The sequence below is a fragment of the Hyphomicrobium sp. LHD-15 genome, assembly GCF_031157355.1.
GTDB lineage: Bacteria > Pseudomonadota > Alphaproteobacteria > Rhizobiales > Hyphomicrobiaceae > Hyphomicrobium_C.
Window position 1 is genome coordinate 389,246 of record NZ_JAVIFT010000001.1, and the last position, 16,339, is coordinate 405,584.

Annotated in this window: 16 protein-coding genes; 9 read left to right on the plus strand and 7 right to left on the minus strand. The window is 62.1% G+C overall.

Annotation, left to right across the window (positions count from 1 at the left end; all coding sequences use genetic code 11):
- Nucleotides 1–14 precede the first annotated feature (14 nt).
- Nucleotides 15–1,445 carry an APC family permease gene (locus RCO24_RS01795; RefSeq protein ID WP_308959655.1) on the minus strand — a complete coding sequence of 477 codons (1,431 nt, stop codon included), beginning with the start codon at nt 1,443–1,445 and terminating at the stop codon, nt 15–17.
- A gap of 244 nt (nt 1,446–1,689) precedes the next feature.
- Here RCO24_RS01795 and RCO24_RS01800 point away from each other — a divergent pair, with 244 nt between their 5' ends.
- Both RCO24_RS01800 and ligD (RCO24_RS01805) read left to right on the plus strand, forming a co-directional pair.
- Nucleotides 1,690–2,517, plus strand: a complete 828-nt coding sequence (locus RCO24_RS01800) for a Ku protein (RefSeq protein ID WP_308959656.1) — start codon at nt 1,690–1,692, stop codon at nt 2,515–2,517.
- A 27-nt stretch (nt 2,518–2,544) separates the two neighbouring features.
- Nucleotides 2,545–4,122, plus strand: coding sequence for a non-homologous end-joining DNA ligase (ligD, locus tag RCO24_RS01805; RefSeq protein WP_308959657.1), 1,578 nt, complete (start codon nt 2,545–2,547; stop codon nt 4,120–4,122).
- Between the two features lie 8 nt (nt 4,123–4,130).
- Here the strand turns inward: ligD (RCO24_RS01805) and RCO24_RS01810 are convergent, their stop codons facing one another.
- Entirely contained in the window at nt 4,131–4,409 is a 279-nt protein-coding gene (locus RCO24_RS01810; RefSeq protein WP_308959658.1) for a transglycosylase, read from the minus strand.
- Between the two features lie 168 nt (nt 4,410–4,577).
- On the opposite strand from RCO24_RS01810, the gene ligD (RCO24_RS01815) reads away from it, so the two are divergent.
- Both ligD (RCO24_RS01815) and RCO24_RS19235 read left to right on the plus strand, forming a co-directional pair.
- Entirely contained in the window at nt 4,578–5,540 is a 963-nt protein-coding gene (ligD, locus tag RCO24_RS01815; RefSeq protein ID WP_308959659.1) for a non-homologous end-joining DNA ligase, read from the plus strand.
- 95 nt (nt 5,541–5,635) lie between these two features.
- The gene (locus tag RCO24_RS19235) at nt 5,636–6,040 is read left to right on the plus strand and encodes a TonB C-terminal domain-containing protein (RefSeq protein WP_374990902.1); all 405 of its coding nucleotides are present in this window, start codon (nt 5,636–5,638) and stop codon (nt 6,038–6,040) included.
- A gap of 54 nt (nt 6,041–6,094) precedes the next feature.
- Here the strand turns inward: RCO24_RS19235 and RCO24_RS01820 are convergent, their stop codons facing one another.
- From RCO24_RS01820 to RCO24_RS01830, 3 genes are all read right to left on the minus strand, one after another.
- Complete coding sequence (locus tag RCO24_RS01820; RefSeq protein WP_308959660.1) at nt 6,095–7,861, minus strand: ABC transporter ATP-binding protein; 1,767 nt, start codon at nt 7,859–7,861, stop codon at nt 6,095–6,097.
- A 373-nt stretch (nt 7,862–8,234) separates the two neighbouring features.
- A complete protein-coding gene (locus RCO24_RS01825) occupies nt 8,235–9,023 on the minus strand; it encodes an SDR family oxidoreductase (RefSeq protein WP_308959661.1) in 789 nt (262 codons plus the stop codon).
- Between the two features lie 102 nt (nt 9,024–9,125).
- A complete protein-coding gene (locus RCO24_RS01830; protein ID WP_308959662.1) occupies nt 9,126–10,031 on the minus strand; it encodes a LysR family transcriptional regulator in 906 nt (301 codons plus the stop codon).
- Between the two features lie 147 nt (nt 10,032–10,178).
- On the opposite strand from RCO24_RS01830, the gene RCO24_RS01835 reads away from it, so the two are divergent.
- From RCO24_RS01835 to RCO24_RS01850, 4 genes are all read left to right on the plus strand, one after another.
- On the plus strand, nt 10,179–10,403 hold the full coding sequence (locus RCO24_RS01835) for a DUF1127 domain-containing protein (RefSeq protein ID WP_308959664.1): 225 nt from the start codon (nt 10,179–10,181) through the stop codon (nt 10,401–10,403).
- 118 nt (nt 10,404–10,521) lie between these two features.
- Entirely contained in the window at nt 10,522–11,142 is a 621-nt protein-coding gene (locus RCO24_RS01840; RefSeq protein ID WP_308959665.1) for a LysE family translocator, read from the plus strand.
- Nucleotides 11,143–11,154: 12 nt separating this feature from the next.
- Complete coding sequence (locus tag RCO24_RS01845; protein WP_308959666.1) at nt 11,155–11,781, plus strand: 2-hydroxychromene-2-carboxylate isomerase; 627 nt, start codon at nt 11,155–11,157, stop codon at nt 11,779–11,781.
- 508 nt (nt 11,782–12,289) lie between these two features.
- Nucleotides 12,290–13,327 (plus strand): GGDEF domain-containing protein, encoded by a 1,038-nt coding sequence (locus RCO24_RS01850; RefSeq protein WP_308959667.1) that lies wholly within the window; start codon nt 12,290–12,292, stop codon nt 13,325–13,327.
- A 33-nt stretch (nt 13,328–13,360) separates the two neighbouring features.
- On the opposite strand, the gene RCO24_RS01855 is transcribed toward RCO24_RS01850, so the two are convergent.
- A complete protein-coding gene (locus RCO24_RS01855; RefSeq protein WP_308959668.1) occupies nt 13,361–15,253 on the minus strand; it encodes an EAL domain-containing protein in 1,893 nt (630 codons plus the stop codon).
- Nucleotides 15,254–15,657: 404 nt separating this feature from the next.
- Here RCO24_RS01855 and RCO24_RS01860 point away from each other — a divergent pair, with 404 nt between their 5' ends.
- Entirely contained in the window at nt 15,658–15,861 is a 204-nt protein-coding gene (locus RCO24_RS01860; RefSeq protein WP_308959670.1) for a hypothetical protein, read from the plus strand.
- 160 nt (nt 15,862–16,021) lie between these two features.
- Here the strand turns inward: RCO24_RS01860 and RCO24_RS01865 are convergent, their stop codons facing one another.
- Nucleotides 16,022–16,267: a hypothetical protein gene (locus RCO24_RS01865; protein ID WP_308959672.1), complete on the minus strand. Its 246-nt coding sequence runs from the start codon at nt 16,265–16,267 to the stop codon at nt 16,022–16,024.
- Nucleotides 16,268–16,339: the final 72 nt, after the last annotated feature.

The following is a 16,339-nucleotide window of genomic DNA, read 5'->3' on the forward strand; positions in this document are numbered from 1 at the left end:
GAGTCGTAGAATACTCAGTTGTGTGCGCCGTTTCCGCCGATATCCTCGGCACGCGGATCGGATACCTTTTGGCCAGTCGCGCGATTGATGAACACCGTTACCCCCCATAGCAGGACGCCAATCGCGAGCAGTGCGCCGGCCACTTTGTATTGCACCGGATCGCGTCCGGTCCAGGGCCCCGCGAGAAACGCGCAGCTCATGGCTCCGACCACAGGGATGATCGTCGGCGTGCGAAAGTGAGTGTGCTCGACCGGATCCTTGCGCAGCACCAGCACCGCGATATTGACGATCGTAAATACGCAAATGAGCAGCAACGCGGTGGTGCCGCCCAACGCGGGAACCTCACCCACGAAGGTGATCAGGGCCACCGCAAGCAGCGTCGTGAAGGCAATGGCGATGTAGGGCGTGCGGCGGACGGCGTGGACCTTGCCGAGCACCGGAGGCAAGACGTGCTCGCGGCTCATGCCATAGACGAGGCGGCTTGCCATCAACATGTTGATCAGCGCGCTGTTGGCGACCGCGAACATGGTGATGAAGCCGAACAACTCGATCGGGAAGTTCGGCGCTCCGGCTTCGACGACTTTCAAAAGCGGGGTTTCGCCTTCACCCAGCTCATGGGGCGGCACGAGCGTGACCGCCGAGATCGACACCAGCAGGTAGATCACGCCGGTGATCAGAAGCCCTAGCAGCAGAATTTTCGGAAATGTGCGGATCGGGTCCTTGGTTTCCTCGGCCATGTTGACGCTGTCTTCGAAACCCACCATCGCAAAGAACGCGAGCGTGGTGGCCGCGATCGCGGACCAGACGGCGCTCGCCCCCTCCCCGGTTTTGAATTCGAACACGCGCGAGACATCGCCCTGCCCTGCGCCGATCGCCCAAAACCCGATGACGATGATGATCAGAAGGCCCGTCAGCTCGACGCAGGTGAGCACAACATTGAGCTTCACGCTTTCGCCGACGCCCCTGAGATTGACGAGTGCAACGGCACCCATGAACAGGAGCGCGACGACGGTGATGCCGATACCGCCGGCGAGGCCGAGCCCGAATGCGTCGGACAAATTGGCGGCGAATGCGCGCGATGCCGTCGAAGCCGACGTGATACCCGACGACATCACGGCAAAGGCCACGATGAAGGTGATGAAATGAATTCCGAAGGCGCGATGGGTATAGAGGGCGGCACCGGCCGCGCGGGGATACTTGGTGACCAATTCCAGGTAGCTGAAGGCGGTGAGCAGCGCCACGACGAACGCCATCAGAAACGGGAGCCAGACTGCACCGCCGACGAGGTTCGCGACCTTGCCCGTCAGCGCGTAGATCCCGGTGCCGAGGATGTCGCCGACAATGAAGAGCAGCAATAGCCATGGGCCCATGACGCGGTGCAAGCTGGGCTCGACCGCGCCGGACGCGGATGGAGTGCCGTTCGGCCGCGCTTCGGTCTCACTCATCTCTTCGCCCCGCTCTAGCCCCGATTGTCGTCGCGCAGCTTATCGGCTCCCGGCCGAACTTCCAGATCAATGGTAACCATTCGCGGCGCTTGCGTTCCCCGAAGGAAGGGAACAACCTTGGTCCGTTGCACGTTTTCAAGGCAGCTAGAGCGCGATCGCCTCTAGCTTTTAACGTGACCGATGTTCCACGCTTCGGACTGGTAGCGTCCGAAGCGATCGTGGTCGAGCGTAAGAGTGCTGCGTCATGCCCAAATCAGCCCGTGCTTACTGGAAGGGTTTTCTGAGGCTTTCCCTCGTCACGATCGGCGTCGAAATCTACAACGCGGTGGAATCGAAAGCGGACATCTCGTTCCGCCAGATCCACAAGCCTTCCGGCAAACGCGTGAACTACCAGAAGGTGGTTCCGGGCATCGGCAAGATCGAGAGCGGCGATATCGTCAAGGGTTACGAGGTGGACAAGGACACCTACGTGGTGCTCGATCCCGAGGAGATCGATGCAGTCAAGCTCGAAAGTAAAAAGACCATCGACCTCGTGCAGTTCGTCGACGCCAAGGACATCGACTATCGCTATTTCGAAAGGCCCTATTTCATCGCTCCGAGCGACACGCTTTCAGGCGAGGGTTATGTCGTGATCCGCGACGCGTTGCGGAAAACCGGAAAGGTCGGACTTGCGCAAGTCACGATCTCGGGTCGCGAGTGGCTGGTCGCAATCGCGCCGCTCGAAGACGGGCTGGTGATGGAGATGCTGCGCTACGCGGAGGAGCTTCGCCAGCCCTCGGATTTCTTCGACGAAGTTCCGACAGCGAAGCCCGACCGCGAAATGGTCGATCTCGCCGTTCAGCTGATCGAAAAAAAGGCCTCGGCATTCAAACCGGACAAGTTCGAAGACCACTACGCGACCGCGCTCAAGGCGCTGATCAAGGACAAGCTCAAAGGTCGCAAGATCGTAGCCCACGAGGACGAGCGGCCAAAGGGCGGCAATATCGTCGATCTCATGGAAGCGCTGAAGAAAAGTGTCGGGGGGCCTCCCTCTAAGCCCAAGACGTCGCGCGGGACGAAGAAGCGCGCTTAGTCCGAGAGGCGGAGCCCAAGACAAGCGATGGCGAAGGGTACGGGAAAACTCTCGACGTATCGCGCCAAGCGCGACTTCACAAAAACGCAGGAGCCCAGCGGCGCGCGTGCAATCCGCAAGGCCGAGTATCCCCGCTTCGTCGTGCAGAAGCACGATGCCACGCGGCTCCATTACGATCTTCGGCTCGAAGTGGACGGGGTTTTCAAATCCTGGGCGGTGACGCGCGGGCCGTCGGTCGATCCCGGCGACAAACGGCTCGCGGTCGAGGTGGAAGACCATCCGCTCGCGTATGGCGATTTCGAAGGCACCATTCCGGAAGCCGAGTACGGCGGCGGCACCGTCATGCTGTGGGACCGTGGCTTCTGGCTGCCGGAAGAAAGCACACCGGTGAAGGAGGCCCTGCGTAAGGGTGAGCTCAAATTCCTGCTCGCTGGAACCAAGCTCAAGGGAAGCTGGGTGCTTGTACGCATGAAGCATGACCGCACCGGGGGCAAGCGCACCAACTGGCTCCTGATCAAGCATCGCGACGAGTTCTCGCACGCCGGCGACAAAGATGCGCTGCTTGAGCGCGACCGCTCGGTGGCGTCCGGTCGCGCGATGAGCTCGATCGCGGCGGGTCGCGGGAAACGTCCGACCGCCTTCATGCTGGGCACGCCCAGCGCACATGCGGCCGATGCGGTCTGGCACTCGGACGGCGCGGAAGCCGTCCACGGGATCACGATCACGAAGCCGGACAAAGTGCTTTGGCCCGCTTGGAAGGATGAAGCGCCCGCTACCAAGCTCAATCTCGCGCACTATCTCGAAGCGGTTGGTGATGCCCTGCTTCCGCATATCGCAGGGCGGCCCTGCTCTGTCGTGCGCGCGCCCGATGGCATCGACGGCGAGACGTTTTTCCAGCGCCATGCCATGCGCGGCACGTCCGAGCACGTGACCCTGGTGCGCATCGCAGGCGATCGCGAACCCTATGTCCAGATTGACAGCGTCGAAGGCCTGATCGCGATGGCGCAGCTCGCGGCGCTCGAATTCCATCCCTGGAACTCCGTGCCCAACGACCCGCAGACGCCCGGCCGGCTGGTGTTCGATCTCGATCCGGCGCCGGATGTCGGCTTCGACGCGGTGATCGCGGCGGCGAACGAGCTGCGTGTGCGACTTGACGACCTTGGTTTGGTGCCGTTCTGCAAAACAACCGGCGGAAAGGGACTGCACGTGGTGACGCCGTTGAAGATCGGGCGCACCGAGAAACTCGGCTGGGGGGAAGCCAAGATGTTCGCCGAGGCAGTCTGCGCCAAGATGGCCGCCGACAGCCCTGAGCTTTACCTCACAAAGATGACGAAGAAACTCCGGCGCGGGCGCATTTTTCTCGACTACCTCAGAAACGATCGCACGGCGACAGCGGTGGCGCCGTTCTCACCGCGGGCGCGCCCGGGAGCCCCCGTCTCGATGCCGCTGACGTGGCGACAGGTGCGGCGTGGCCTCGATCCGATGCGGTTCACGCTTCACACCGTGCCCGGGCTGCTCAAAGGCGGCGACGCGTGGGCGGATTATCCCAAAGCCGGGCGGTCTCTAAAGGAGGCGATCAAACGACTGGTCGGCAAGGAAGCGTAAGGCGCGGCTCAACGCCCGCGCCAGAACCACAGCGTGAGGGCGGCTCCGAAGATGGCCGCAACGTAGAGCAACACCGAAGGCAGGAGACCGAGAATGACGCCGATGTGGAAGCCCATGAACGAGCCGGCGATGCCGACAAGGCTGTAGGTGACGTCGCCGACGCCGGTGGCATCTGCCACCTGCCTTCCGAGCCAGCTCCGCCCATAGCGATTGAATGCCAGGCCGACGATGATGCCGATGAGAACGAGAAGAATGAACGTCAGAATGGCAGTGGTGACGATGGGCATGGAGGCCTCCTGTTTGGCGCAGGGCGCTCGATACGCGGATCACCCGCTCGCGCGCTGCCTCAAGGCGAATGCGCTCCGATGACGAAGGGTTCCGCGCGTCGCGTAAAATCGGTTACCAAACGAACAGCCTCGCGCGCGGCGCCACGACCGCGCGGCAGCCCTTCGCGAGTGCCCGACCGCCTGCCCGCTTTCATTGCGCCGTGCCTTGCGACTCTTGTCGATACGCCGCCTTCGGGTGACGACTGGGTTCACGAGATCAAGCTCGACGGCTATCGGTTGCAGGCACACATAGCCAATGGAGAAATCCGGCTGCTGACGCGTAGCGGCCTCGATTGGACCGTCAGGTTTCCGTCGCTCGCGAATGCGCTCTCCAAGCTCAAGGTTCGCTCCGCGATCATCGACGGCGAGGCGGTGGTGTTGACGGAGGACGGCGCGACCAGCTTCTCCGGTCTCGTCGCGTCGCTGGAAGCCGGGCGATCCGACGACATGACGTTCGTCGCGTTCGATCTTCTCTATCTCGATGGCGTCGATGTGCGCGAAGCCCCGCTGATCGATCGCAAGGATTTGCTGCAAGCGCTGATCTCGCGCGCATCGAACCCGAAGCATCTGCGCTATAGCGAGCACCTTTCCGAGGATGGCCGCGACGTGCTGGAAGGAGCATGTGCCCTCAACCTCGAAGGCATCATCTCGAAACGGCGCGACCGGCCCTATCGATCAGGGCGCGGCGGCGACTGGCTCAAATCCAAATGCGTCGCGACAGACGAGTTCGTCATCGGCGGCTATCTGGCCTCCAATGTCGATGCCAAGGCCGTCGGCGCCCTGGTGGTCGGCACGTTCGAGCGCGGAGCGTTTGTCTATGCCGGCCGGGTTGGAACCGGCTACAGCCACGAGACCGCTCGCGAACTTCGGAAACGGCTGCAGCCGCTTCGCATCAATGCGTCGCCGTTCTCGGCTTCGCTTACCGCCATACAGCGGCGCGGCGTCCTTTGGATCAAGCCAGCGCTCGTCGCGCAGGTCGCCTATCGCGGCTGGACCGGCGACGGGTTGCTGCGGCACGCGGCCTTCAAGGGCTTGCGGGAAGACAAACCGGCCACCGACGTGCGGCGGCCGGTTTCAACGCGTCTCAAGTAGACGCCATCTACTCCGCTGCGTCGCTCGCAAGCGTTTGCGAATTCCATATTCTATTAGTATAGATATTAGAGGGGAATACGGAGAAATGGGGGAAAATGTTGCGTACTCTTTTTTGGGGTCTCGCGATTGCGTGGCTCTCGACGTCAGTGGCAGAAGCCGCAAGCGAAAAGCGACCACTCAGGCTCGCCGATCCCTGTGCATCGGTCAAATATCCGCGCTACAAGACGCCAGGAGCGTTGGCCTATGCCGCCCGGATCCGGGCCCAGGTCATCTCGCAAGCGATCCCCCCGCAGGGGCCTCTCCCTCCAGGCGGGGTTTGCGTGGCGATCGTCATTAGCCCCTCCGGCGGTGTCGCGTCGAAAACAGTCCGGAAGAGCGGCGGACGCATCCTGGATGCGGTGACATTGCAGATGCTCAGGCAAATCGGGCCATTCCCTCTACCACCGACAGGAGGCAAAAGTGCCGTTCTGGTTCTCGCACCGTTCAGGTTCGGGCCGTAGGCCTAGCCCGCTGGTTCCCTCTCCCCGCAACAAAACGGGGAGAGGGATGTCGCGCTACTCCGCTGCGTCGCGGAGGTCGGTCGACTGGCGCTCGAACAGATGCCGGTAACGACCATCGGGGCGCTTCATCAGTGCCGCGTGGGTGCCGTCCTCTACGATACGCCCCTTGTCGAACACCAGGATCCGATCAAGAGCCCGCACCGTCGACAGGCGGTGGGCGATGACGATCGCCGTGCGCCCCTTTAGGAGACGCTCGACCGCCGCCTGGATCAGCTGCTCCGATTCCGAGTCGAGGCTCGACGTCGCCTCGTCCAGAATCAGGATCGGGGCATCGACCAGAAACGCGCGGGCCAGCGCGATGCGCTGACGCTCACCACCCGACAACTTCACGCCACGCTCGCCGACGAGCGTCTGATAGCCCTTCGGCAAGCGCGCGATGAACTCGTGCGCGTTGGCAAGGCGTGCCGCGCGCTCGATTTCCTCTGCCGTTGCGCCGGGCCGGCCGTATCCGATGTTCTCGGCCAGAGACCGATGAAACAGGATCGGCTCCTGCGGAACGATGGCGATCTGCGAACGCAGCGACTGCTGCGTCGCCTGCGCTACGTTCTGTCCATCGATCAGGATACGACCGCCGGTGACGTCGTAAAGCCGCTGGATCAGCTTCACGAACGTCGTCTTGCCGGAGCCCGAGTGCCCGACAAGGCCCACGCGTTCGCCGGCCGGGATCGTGATCGAGAGATCGCGATAGAGTGGCGTTTCGTGGTTGCCGTAGTGGAACCCCACCTTCTCGAAGCGCACCTCGCCCGACGAAATCCGCATCGGAACCGCATCGACGCGATCGGCGATCCCGATCGGCGTCGCGTGCAGCTCCACAAGCTCGTCCATCTCGTTGACGGAGCGCTGCAGGTTGTGCACGTGCATGCCGACGTCACGCAGATAGCCGTGCACGACGAAGTAGGTCGTCAGCAGATACGTCACGTCGCCCGGTGTCGCCTTTCCGGCCCACCAGAGCCAGAGACCGACGCCGGCGAGCGTGGTTCTGACGCCGAGCAGCACCACGTGCTGGCTGGTTCCCGCCAGCGTATGGCGAGACCACGTGCGCACGGTGCGCCGCTTCCAGCGCGCGACGACCTTCTCGAGGCGTGCATCTTCCCGATGCTCCGCCCCGTAGGCCTTGACGACCGCATTGCAGCCCAGCGCATCCGCCAGCGTGCCGCCGATGCGCGTATCCCACGCGTTCGACAGCTTGGACGCAGGCGCGATGTAGTAGACGGCGAGCATCACGGTCATCGCGACATAGCAAAGCGCGCCGATGGCGACGATCAACCCCATCAGCGGCCACTGCACCGCCAAGAGGATCGTCGTGCTCAAGAGCACGAACGCCGACGGCATCAATGCCAGCAGCAGCGTGTCGTTTAACTGATCGACCGCCCACATGCCGCGCGTGACCTTGCGCATCACGGACCCGGAGAAGCTGTTGGCGTGCCAATCGGTCGAGAACCGCTGGACGCGCGCGAACGTCTCCTGCGCGATGTCCTGCATCATGCCGAGCGAAAGCGGGATGACGCCCATCCAGCCAAAGTGGCGCAGCAGCACCATGCCGGCGCCGAGCGCGACCATGACGGCGAAAGCTTCGAGCGCGCGCGACAGCGCGACTTCGCGCGTGCCTTCGGCAAGAAGCAACGCATCGACGAGCCGGCCCGAGAAGAACGGGATGAAGACGTCGGCCAATGTCGCGAGCAGGATCAGGATGGCGACCTTTGCCACCATCAGCTTGCGCCGCCGCCAGTGTCGTGCCGTGTAGCCGAACACGGCACTCATGGCCGCGCTCCCGCTGTTGCGGTTTTCGCTTGTCATTTTTTGTTACGGCGCGCGGAGGCACCGTCTCCGTAGATTTTTGAGATGCGCAGACACGCGTAGCGCTGCGATCGAATGCAATTCGTCAGAATGGGTTGAGTGGGCAAAATGCCCGATGGCCGGAGCAGTTGCTCAAAGGCCGAAGGACCGAACGATCGAAGTCGTCAGACGGTCCAAACCGGGCCGAGAAACAGGCGTGTGATTGTCATCCATGTCCTCCCCGGTTGCGTTGCAGATGCGCGCTCTATAACAAGTGCCCGCGATTTAAGCAAGCCGGGCAGTGACGCGCTTCAATTCGTCCGCTGCCCGGCAGTTCAGTGCCTCATAAATCCGGCGATCAAATGACGCTGCGGACGAGGCCGCCTTCGGCGCGGATGTTCGATCCGTTGATGGCCGAGGCGCGATCCGAGCAAACGAAAGCCACGGTGTCGCCGATCTCCTTCGGATCGATCAGGCGGCCAATGAGCGATGACGGCCGGTTCTCTGCGATAAACTTACGTTCGGCGTCGGCCTGCTTCACACCCGGATAGATGCTGGCGATGAACTCTTCGACGCCCGGCGTGCGGGTCGGACCCGGGAGCACAGAATTCACGGTTACGTTGGTGTTTTTCGTGAGCTCGGCGAGCGAGCGGGCAATCGAAAGCTGCATGGTCTTGGTGGCGCTGTAGTGGGCCATCTCAGGCGCCGGACTGACACCGGATTCGCTCGAGATGAATACGATGCGACCGTGCCCGCGATCCAGCATGCCGCGCAGATAGTGACGCGATAGGCGCACGCCGCTCATGATGTTGACGTCGAACAGCCGTTGCCACGCTTCGTCGGTCTCCTCGAAGAAACCGACGGCTTCATAGATGCCGAGGTTGTTGACCAGAATGTCGACAGAGGGAAGCGCGGCAATGGTGGCGGCCGCGCCTTCTGCGGTGCCGTTGTCGGTAGCGAGCGGAATGAGATCCGCCTTCGGTATCCCAGCGCGGATGTCGGCGATGGCCTTGTCGACGCTCGCCTTGCTGCGCCCGTTGATCGCAACGCGTGCGCCTTCGGCCGCGAGCGAACGGGCGATTTCCAATCCGATGCCGCCCGACGACGCCGTCACCAGCGCCACCTTGTTCGCGAGTTCGAAATTCATGCGTGTCTCCTTGATGGAATGCAATAGGCCAACCGAAGCCGTTACTGTTTCGTGTCTCGTGGCGCCGGGCACGAATGGCCCGGCTGAACGTAAGCTCCGCAGCTATACGGCCCCGACTGCTTTCCGGATCGCCGGGGCCCGAACATTACGTCGAGCGCTTGCGAATTCGTCGCGCAGGACGGTGGCGAACTCGGATGCCATCTCGTTCTGCGCGGCGCGCGGCAGATAGAGGTTGACGTGACACGTCGGCAATTTGGGGAGCCCTGCCCCTTCGCTCAAGATCTCGAGCGATTTGGGCACCGCGCAGGTGAGCATCGGCGCAACGGCAAGATCGGCTTCGAGGGTCGCGATCATCGGCTCGAGGCTGTTCGACTCGCTAACCGGCCGCCAACCCCGGTTCCATTTCGCCAGCACAGCCAGCGCATAGGGGCGAAACGCGCAGGTCTCCGCGCCGAGCGAAACAGGCAGCGGATCGCGCAGATACGCGTCGCCTCCCGCGGCTCCGACCCACACCAGGCGATCGACGAGCAGGCTTTCCGCACGCGCAGGACGCGTCACCTCGGTGGTGAGTGTCAGATCGAGTTCGCCGCGGCTCAATGCATCGCAGAGGAGGCGCGAGGTGCTGGTCAGCAGCGACACGCGCACGTTCGGAAAGCGCTTGTCGAAACGGCGCAGCACCTTGGGCAGGAAGCGGGCGACGAGATCATACGGAACGCCGACACGCACCTCTCCGTCGAATACGGGCGCGGCCATCACGCGCCACGTCTCGTCGTTGAGCGACACGAGCTTCTGAGCAAACGTCAGCAGCCGTTCGCCGTCGGGGCTCAGCACGAGCTTGCGCTGCTTGCGCACGAACAGCGGCCGGCCGAACAGTTCTTCGAGGCGCTTGATCTGCTGACTGACCGCCGCTTGCGTCAGGCTCAACGTGGCTGCGGCCTCGGTGACCGACCCGGTTTCCACCACTGTCGTGAACGACCTCAGAAGAACGACATCGATGTTGCGGGCCATGATCACCTATCCGACGCGTGACACGGAGACTGTATCGGCCGGTCGCGTTACATAATGGATTGTTATGCGTTTCATGAAATACATTTGCTTAACTAATATCAAAATGTGCCCTATCAAGCGCCTCCACGCAAGCCTTGGAGCGCTGTTATGGAGCACGCCTCGCCGATCGCGCATTTTACGGCACCGAAACCGAACACCGGGCTCACGCTCGCCCCTGCCATCTATTGGATCGAAGCCGTTTTCCGTACGCTTCGCGAGCGCCGCCGACTGATGCAGCTCGACGGGCGGGCCTTGCATGACATCGGTCTCAGCCGCGCGGAAGCCGAACGCGAATGGAGCCGACCGTTCTGGGATCTTCCCGGCGATCGCTGAACAATCGCGCCGAGATTCAGATCATCGGCTTCAGGAGTGTTGAGATCGGGACGGAACGCGCTTAAGACGCATGGCGGCCCCTGCTCTGCCATCGGCGCCTACCCGAGGAATGCGCGGCATGTCTCCCGATCTCCTGATCGCGCTCGTCGGTTTCGCGATCGTTTCCTCCATCACGCCCGGCCCCAACAATCTGCTGGTGATGACGTCGGGCCTCAACTTCGGCGTCGCGCGCTCGCTTCCGCTGGTCGCGGGGATCAGCTTCGGCTTTGCCATCATGCTGCTGGCGGTCGGGGTCGGACTCGGCTCCGTCATTCGGACAAGCCCCGGCGCGCATCTTGCCGTGAAGATTTTCGGACTTGGCTACATGCTGTGGCTGGCCTGGAAAGTTGCGACGAGCGCCCCGCGGGTGATCGGCCCGGAGGACGGAAACGCGTCGCGGCCGCTCTCCGCGCTTACGGGCGTCACGTTCCAGTGGGTGAATCCGAAGGCCTGGGCCGTCGCACTTTCGGCGACGGCAGCCTTCGCCGCGCCCGAGGCCATGTGGGCGAGCTTATTCGCAATCCTCTCCGTCTTCGCCGTCGTATCGCTTCTGTCACTCAGCGCGTGGGCCGCGTTCGGCACGCTGATGCGACGCCTCATCGATACGCCATCGAAGATGGTGGCCTTCAACATCGTCATGGCCTTGCTGCTCGTCGCAAGCGCCGCGCCCGTCGCCTACGATCTCCTGATCAATCGCTGAGGACCGAACGCCATGGCCCGACCTGAACTCGATTTCTGGTTCGAATTCGGATCGACCTATTCGTATCCGACCTCTCAGCGCATCCAGGCCCTGGCGCGAGATCGCGGCGTCGCGGTCCGGTTTCGCCCGTTCATGCTCGGCGCGATTTTCAAGGCGCAGGGTTGGGACACCTCGCCTTTCAACATCTATCCCGCCAAAGGCCGTTACATGTGGCGGGACATGGAACGCATTTGCGGCACGCTCGGGCTCACGCTCGTACGGCCGGATCCATTCCCGCAAAACAGCCTGCTCGCCGCGCGCGTGGGGGTGGCCGTCGCGGCGGAGAGCTGGGCCGGTGACTATTGCGCCGAGGTGTTCCTGGAGGAATTCGCGCGCGGCCGTCCGATCGCGGATCAGGATGTCCTGCTCTCGCTCCTCGCGCGCTTCAGCGCGGAAGCTCCGCTCATTCTCGAACGCGCGAACACCCCGCAAAATAAAGAGAAACTGAAGGAGGAAACTCACCTCGCCGCACAGATCGGCGTGTTCGGCTCGCCAACGTTCGTCACGATGGACGGCGAGCTTTTCTGGGGCAACGACAGGCTCGAAACGGCGCTAGATTGGGCGTGCCGCGGCAGCAACATCGCCGCCGGGAAATCATAGAGTGGCGGCTGATTTCAGCGCCGTCTCGCCACCGCATGCTATTGGTAGAGTTCCGGACGTACTACCCACACGTGACATGTCCGAAATGGCGCTAAGGCGTCTGGAATAATGTGCTGCGAATCGAGGGAGCGGTATTCTTCCGGCTTCGGCTCGAATCGCTTAGGCTGACAACGTTCATATCTAGCAGCGGGATGCGCCTGTCGTTCTGCTACTATCAATTGGTTTTCGATGGCGGGAGAGTTAGAACTTCCGCTGTTGGTCCGTGTCCAGGTCCACTTCACTCCGTTTCGTTAGCTGCTCCGCACTGACAGATCGTTCAAATCCAAGCGCGTGAGACCGTAAGTTGAGCTTATGGTCTATTTTACCACATGCACCGTCGCGCACATAAATTGTAAGTCTGGAGCATTAGCTGCCATCCGCGTTTCCTATCGCTCATTAAAGTGCCTTTCAGATGATTTCATATCGAGACTTATCCGCGACCCAACTTCGTTTGCTTGCCGGTGGGGGCGTGCTTCTTGCCCTGATGCTCGTGGTGCTGCTGGCCGCGTCCGACTTCGACCTGACGCCGCTCCGAACACTGCGCTCCGTCCATGTGGGAACGGGGGGCGTCGTCGAAACACAATACAATCCGCTCGGCATCCTCGGCATTTCCGCGATTGGGATAGCGATCGTCGCAGCAATCGGCGCTCTCATTTCATGGCTCGCGCCTCAATTTTCCGGGCTTTCTGCCGGCTCTTCCGGCTCGTCCTCCAAAGCCGCCGTCGCCGCGAGCAAATCGCTCGAGCGCGAGCTTTCGAAGGTGCTGAGCCTCATTCGCGGACACATCTCGACCAACGAAAGCTACGCAAAGTCGCTTGCCAATGCGCAGACGCGGCTCGCGGGCTTGCCCGAGGCCGATCAGGTTCGCGTCATCGTCAGTCTGCTCGTTGCCGAAAACGAGCGCATGCGCCAAGACAGCCTGGAGCTCAATTCGAAGCTCGAGGACTCGAAGAAGCAGATCGAGACGCTTCGCACCAGCCTCACCGAAGTCGAAGAGGTTGTACTCAAGGATCCGCTGACAGGCGTCGGCAACCGCCGCTGCTTCGATGTCGTCATGGAAAAGACCCTCTTCGAGAGCCGGCAGAAGAATTCGGTTTTCTCACTGATCATGTGCGACATCGACCATTTCAAGCGCGTCAACGACGCGTTTGGTCATCAGGTCGGCGACGAGATCATCAAGATGTTCTCTCGGGTCATTGAATCAGGCGTTCGCGAGGGCGATACGGTTATTCGCTACGGCGGCGAGGAGTTCGCGATCATCCTTCCGACGACGGACCAGGATACGGCCAAATCCGTCGCCGAGCGCATTCGCCGGCAGTTCGAGAGCAAGAAGCTCACGATACGGGAAACGAGCCAGAAGATCGGACAGCTGACAGCCTCGTTCGGCGTTGCCCAGTTTCGCTCGGGCGACGATGTCGAGATGCTCGTTCAGCGTGCCGACGCGAAGCTCTACGATGCCAAGTCGGGCGGGCGAAACCGTGTTGCCACGTTCGGCAGCAGCGATTGAGACACGTCAGTTGCTCTGCAACGTGAGTGGGTGTCAGACGACAGCCGAGTAACCGGCGGCAAGGCTCGGGGTCGCCTCCGCCGCCTGCTTGCCGGAGGCGCCCGATAATCCCGTAACGTGGCTATAGGCCTCGATCGGCAGCGGCTTTCCGATCAAATAGCCTTGCACCTCGTTGCAGCCCTGCAGCTGAAGCAGCTCCAGCTGCTCCTTCGTCTCGACACCTTCCGCCACGACGGGACGGCCGAGCGCACGCCCGAGCCCCATGATCGAATTGACGATAGCGGCGGCATCGGCATTGGCCACCATGTCGAAGATGAAGCTTCGATCGATCTTGATGCGGTCGAAGGGGAACGAACGCAGCGTACGCAGAGACGAATAGCCGGTGCCGAAATCGTCCATCGCGACGCTCACGCCCAGCGCCTTCAATCTCTCGAGCGTCTTGAGCGCCGCCTTTTCGTCGAAGATAAACAGGCTTTCGGTCACCTCGATCTCGAGGCGCCGCGGATCTACGCCGGTCTCCGAAAGCGTCCGCTCCACAAGCTCGGCGAAGTCGGCGTGAATGATCTGGGCCGGAGAGACGTTGACCGCGACGCGCAGATGTTTCGGCCAGTCGGCTGCGTGCTGCAACGCTTCCCGCAGCACGAACGCACCGATGCCTTCGATCGCACCGCAAGCCTCAGCCGCGGGAATGAATTTGTCCGGCGAAACGAAGCCGTGGATCGGATGCTTCCAGCGCAGCAGCGCTTCGAAGCCGCGAACCGAGCAAGAATGGGCGTCCGCCTGAGGCTGGTAAAGCACCGAAAGCTGGCCTGCCGAAACCGCAACCGAAACGTCGCGTTCGAAAGCCTGGCGGGCGCGTTTTTCGGCGTCCATCCTGGGGGAGTAGAAGGCGTATCCTGCGCGGCCGGCACGTTTGACCTGGTTCAAAGCCGTATCGGCTTCGCTGATCAGCGTATCGAGGTCAGAGCCGTCGTTGGGGAAGCAAGCCACGCCGATGGATGCGGCGGCCTTCAATTCGAGGCCGTCCTCCAGAACGTAGCGGTTGCGCAAGGCCTCGGCCAGCGCACTGGCCATCACCTCAAATTCGGAATGGCTTTCGCGCGCCGTGTAGACGACGAGGAACTCGTCGGCGCCGAGCCGTGCGCCCAACTCGGCGCTGGCAGCAACGGATCGGATCCGCTGCGTAATCGCGCGGAGAAGCTGATCGCCGACCCTGTGGCCCTGGACGGCATTGATCGCGCGGAAGCCATCGATATCGACGTAAAAGAGAGCGACCTCTTTGCCGGTCTCGCTTGCGTGCTTCAGAATTTCCGGAAATTTCTCGGCCAGCAGCGCCCGGCTTCCGAGCCCGGTCAGCGCGTCGGTGAAGGCGAGGCGGCGAATGCGATTTTGAGCGGCCCAATGCTCGATGGCGAGCGTGCAAAGATGCGCGCAGTGGGCAACAATTCTCTTCTCGGTCTGGTTGGCGCGGCGGGCGGTGCGAAAATAAAAGGCGAACGTTCCGATGACGCGATCGTCGTGGGACTTGATCGGACTCGACCAGCAGGCCTTGAACCCGAGAGCCAGAGCGGCTTCCTTGTAGTCCTCCCAGCGCGGATCGGTCTTGATATTGGTGACCTCGACCGGCTCTCCCAAGTAGGCGGCAGTTCCACACGATCCCACCATCGGGCCAATCGCGGCCCCATCGATAGCATCGGAATAGGCCTGCGGAAGAGACGGCGCGGCCAGCGGGCGCAACCGCCCCGTCGAATCCACGCGAATAATCGAGCAAATGGCTTTGGGGGCGATTTTCTCAGCCCGCGCGCACAACAGCGCCATCACGTCGGCCAAAGGCTTGCCGGACGCAATGGCGATCAGAATTTCGTGCTGGAGATCCTTGAGGCGGTCGCCGACGGTTCGACTTCGCACTTTGTTTTTTACGCCCACGGCTCCCTCCTTTCCCCTCGCGCCAGCAGCCCGGGTTTCTTTCCCCCAAGGCCATCGGCAGACCCCTTTTTTCAGGCCTTCGAGGACGACATACGCGCCGAATATCCCATGTGAACAGTTGCTGAATTTATAACTGGTTTGAATAAACAACGTGCAGATTTCGATATTCGATGCGTTGTGCGAAATTCTGAATACTGTTCATTTTTATTTTTAATGTTTTCCGATTCGGAAGTTTTCTCCGCAAACCTTTGCGTGCAATCCATTTTTTGATAGCCGCAGCTCGCTTGCGCCGCTCCGGTTCGTTAACGCAGCATTCACATCGCATGTGCGAAGAAGACGCTCATGCTCCGGCGCGTCCAATGCGCCTGGGACCCTGATTTTGTGTACTGCGTGGGGGACAAACGATGCCGTTGTTTTTGCGCCTTGCCGTCGCGAAGCGCGCATTGGGGCTGCGGATGATCGTGCGCCCTTTGATGATCGGCCCGTCCTTTGGTCGGGCGCGCGCCCCATCAGGCGGCGCCGCGCCCGCAGCAGACCCGGCACCCCACGAGAAGACCACCCGGAGCATTGCCCGGCATTCCGCGCGGCTCGATCGGCTGGAACTGTAAAGGGTCGTTCACGCTTCGGACTTTTCCGGCACTGCCGGGTCACGCCGCGCCCGATAGGGGGGCGCGACGATCGGAGCGCGTGGGCCCGAAGCGATCATGGTCACTTTAGCGAGACCGATGATTCACGCTTCGGGCTGGTAGGGCCCGAAGCGATCATGGTCTAGAGACAGCCAAGTCCCGGGTATCCGCAGACGTACAGGTTCATCGAAGCGTTGACGCAGCAGGCCTGATCGGCCCCGCAGCGCCAGGTTTTGGTTTTGCCCGTCGGCAGCTTGGACTTGCAGGTCTTGTAGCCCTTGGCCGCAACCGCCGCCGTTTGGTCCGGCCCGCGCAAGGCGTCGAAGGTGAAAGTGCCGACCAACGCCAAAAGGGCCGCGGCGCCGATAGAAAGAACGATCCGTTTCATTTTTTGCGCTCCCTGTTACTTGCATGCGCAATCCCAGCATGCGCCGAACGGGCGGCTGGTTCCAGCAGAGAC

Coding starts and splice junctions, on each gene's coding strand:
- RCO24_RS01800 (WP_308959656.1), top strand. CDS start 1,690: ATGCCCAAATCAGCCCGTGCTTACTGGAAGGGTTTTCTGAGGCTTTCC.
- RCO24_RS01835 (WP_308959664.1), top strand. CDS start 10,179: ATGGAGCACGCCTCGCCGATCGCGCATTTTACGGCACCGAAACCGAAC.
- RCO24_RS01830 (WP_308959662.1), bottom strand. CDS start 10,031: ATGGCCCGCAACATCGATGTCGTTCTTCTGAGGTCGTTCACGACAGTG.
- RCO24_RS01845 (WP_308959666.1), top strand. CDS start 11,155: ATGGCCCGACCTGAACTCGATTTCTGGTTCGAATTCGGATCGACCTAT.
- RCO24_RS01795 (WP_308959655.1), bottom strand. CDS start 1,445: ATGAGTGAGACCGAAGCGCGGCCGAACGGCACTCCATCCGCGTCCGGC.
- RCO24_RS01860 (WP_308959670.1), top strand. CDS start 15,658: ATGCCGTTGTTTTTGCGCCTTGCCGTCGCGAAGCGCGCATTGGGGCTG.
- RCO24_RS01865 (WP_308959672.1), bottom strand. CDS start 16,267: ATGAAACGGATCGTTCTTTCTATCGGCGCCGCGGCCCTTTTGGCGTTG.
- RCO24_RS01840 (WP_308959665.1), top strand. CDS start 10,522: ATGTCTCCCGATCTCCTGATCGCGCTCGTCGGTTTCGCGATCGTTTCC.
- RCO24_RS01810 (WP_308959658.1), bottom strand. CDS start 4,409: ATGCCCATCGTCACCACTGCCATTCTGACGTTCATTCTTCTCGTTCTC.
- RCO24_RS01820 (WP_308959660.1), bottom strand. CDS start 7,861: ATGAGTGCCGTGTTCGGCTACACGGCACGACACTGGCGGCGGCGCAAG.
- ligD (WP_308959657.1), top strand. CDS start 2,545: ATGGCGAAGGGTACGGGAAAACTCTCGACGTATCGCGCCAAGCGCGAC.
- RCO24_RS01825 (WP_308959661.1), bottom strand. CDS start 9,023: ATGAATTTCGAACTCGCGAACAAGGTGGCGCTGGTGACGGCGTCGTCG.
- RCO24_RS19235 (WP_374990902.1), top strand. CDS start 5,636: ATGTTGCGTACTCTTTTTTGGGGTCTCGCGATTGCGTGGCTCTCGACG.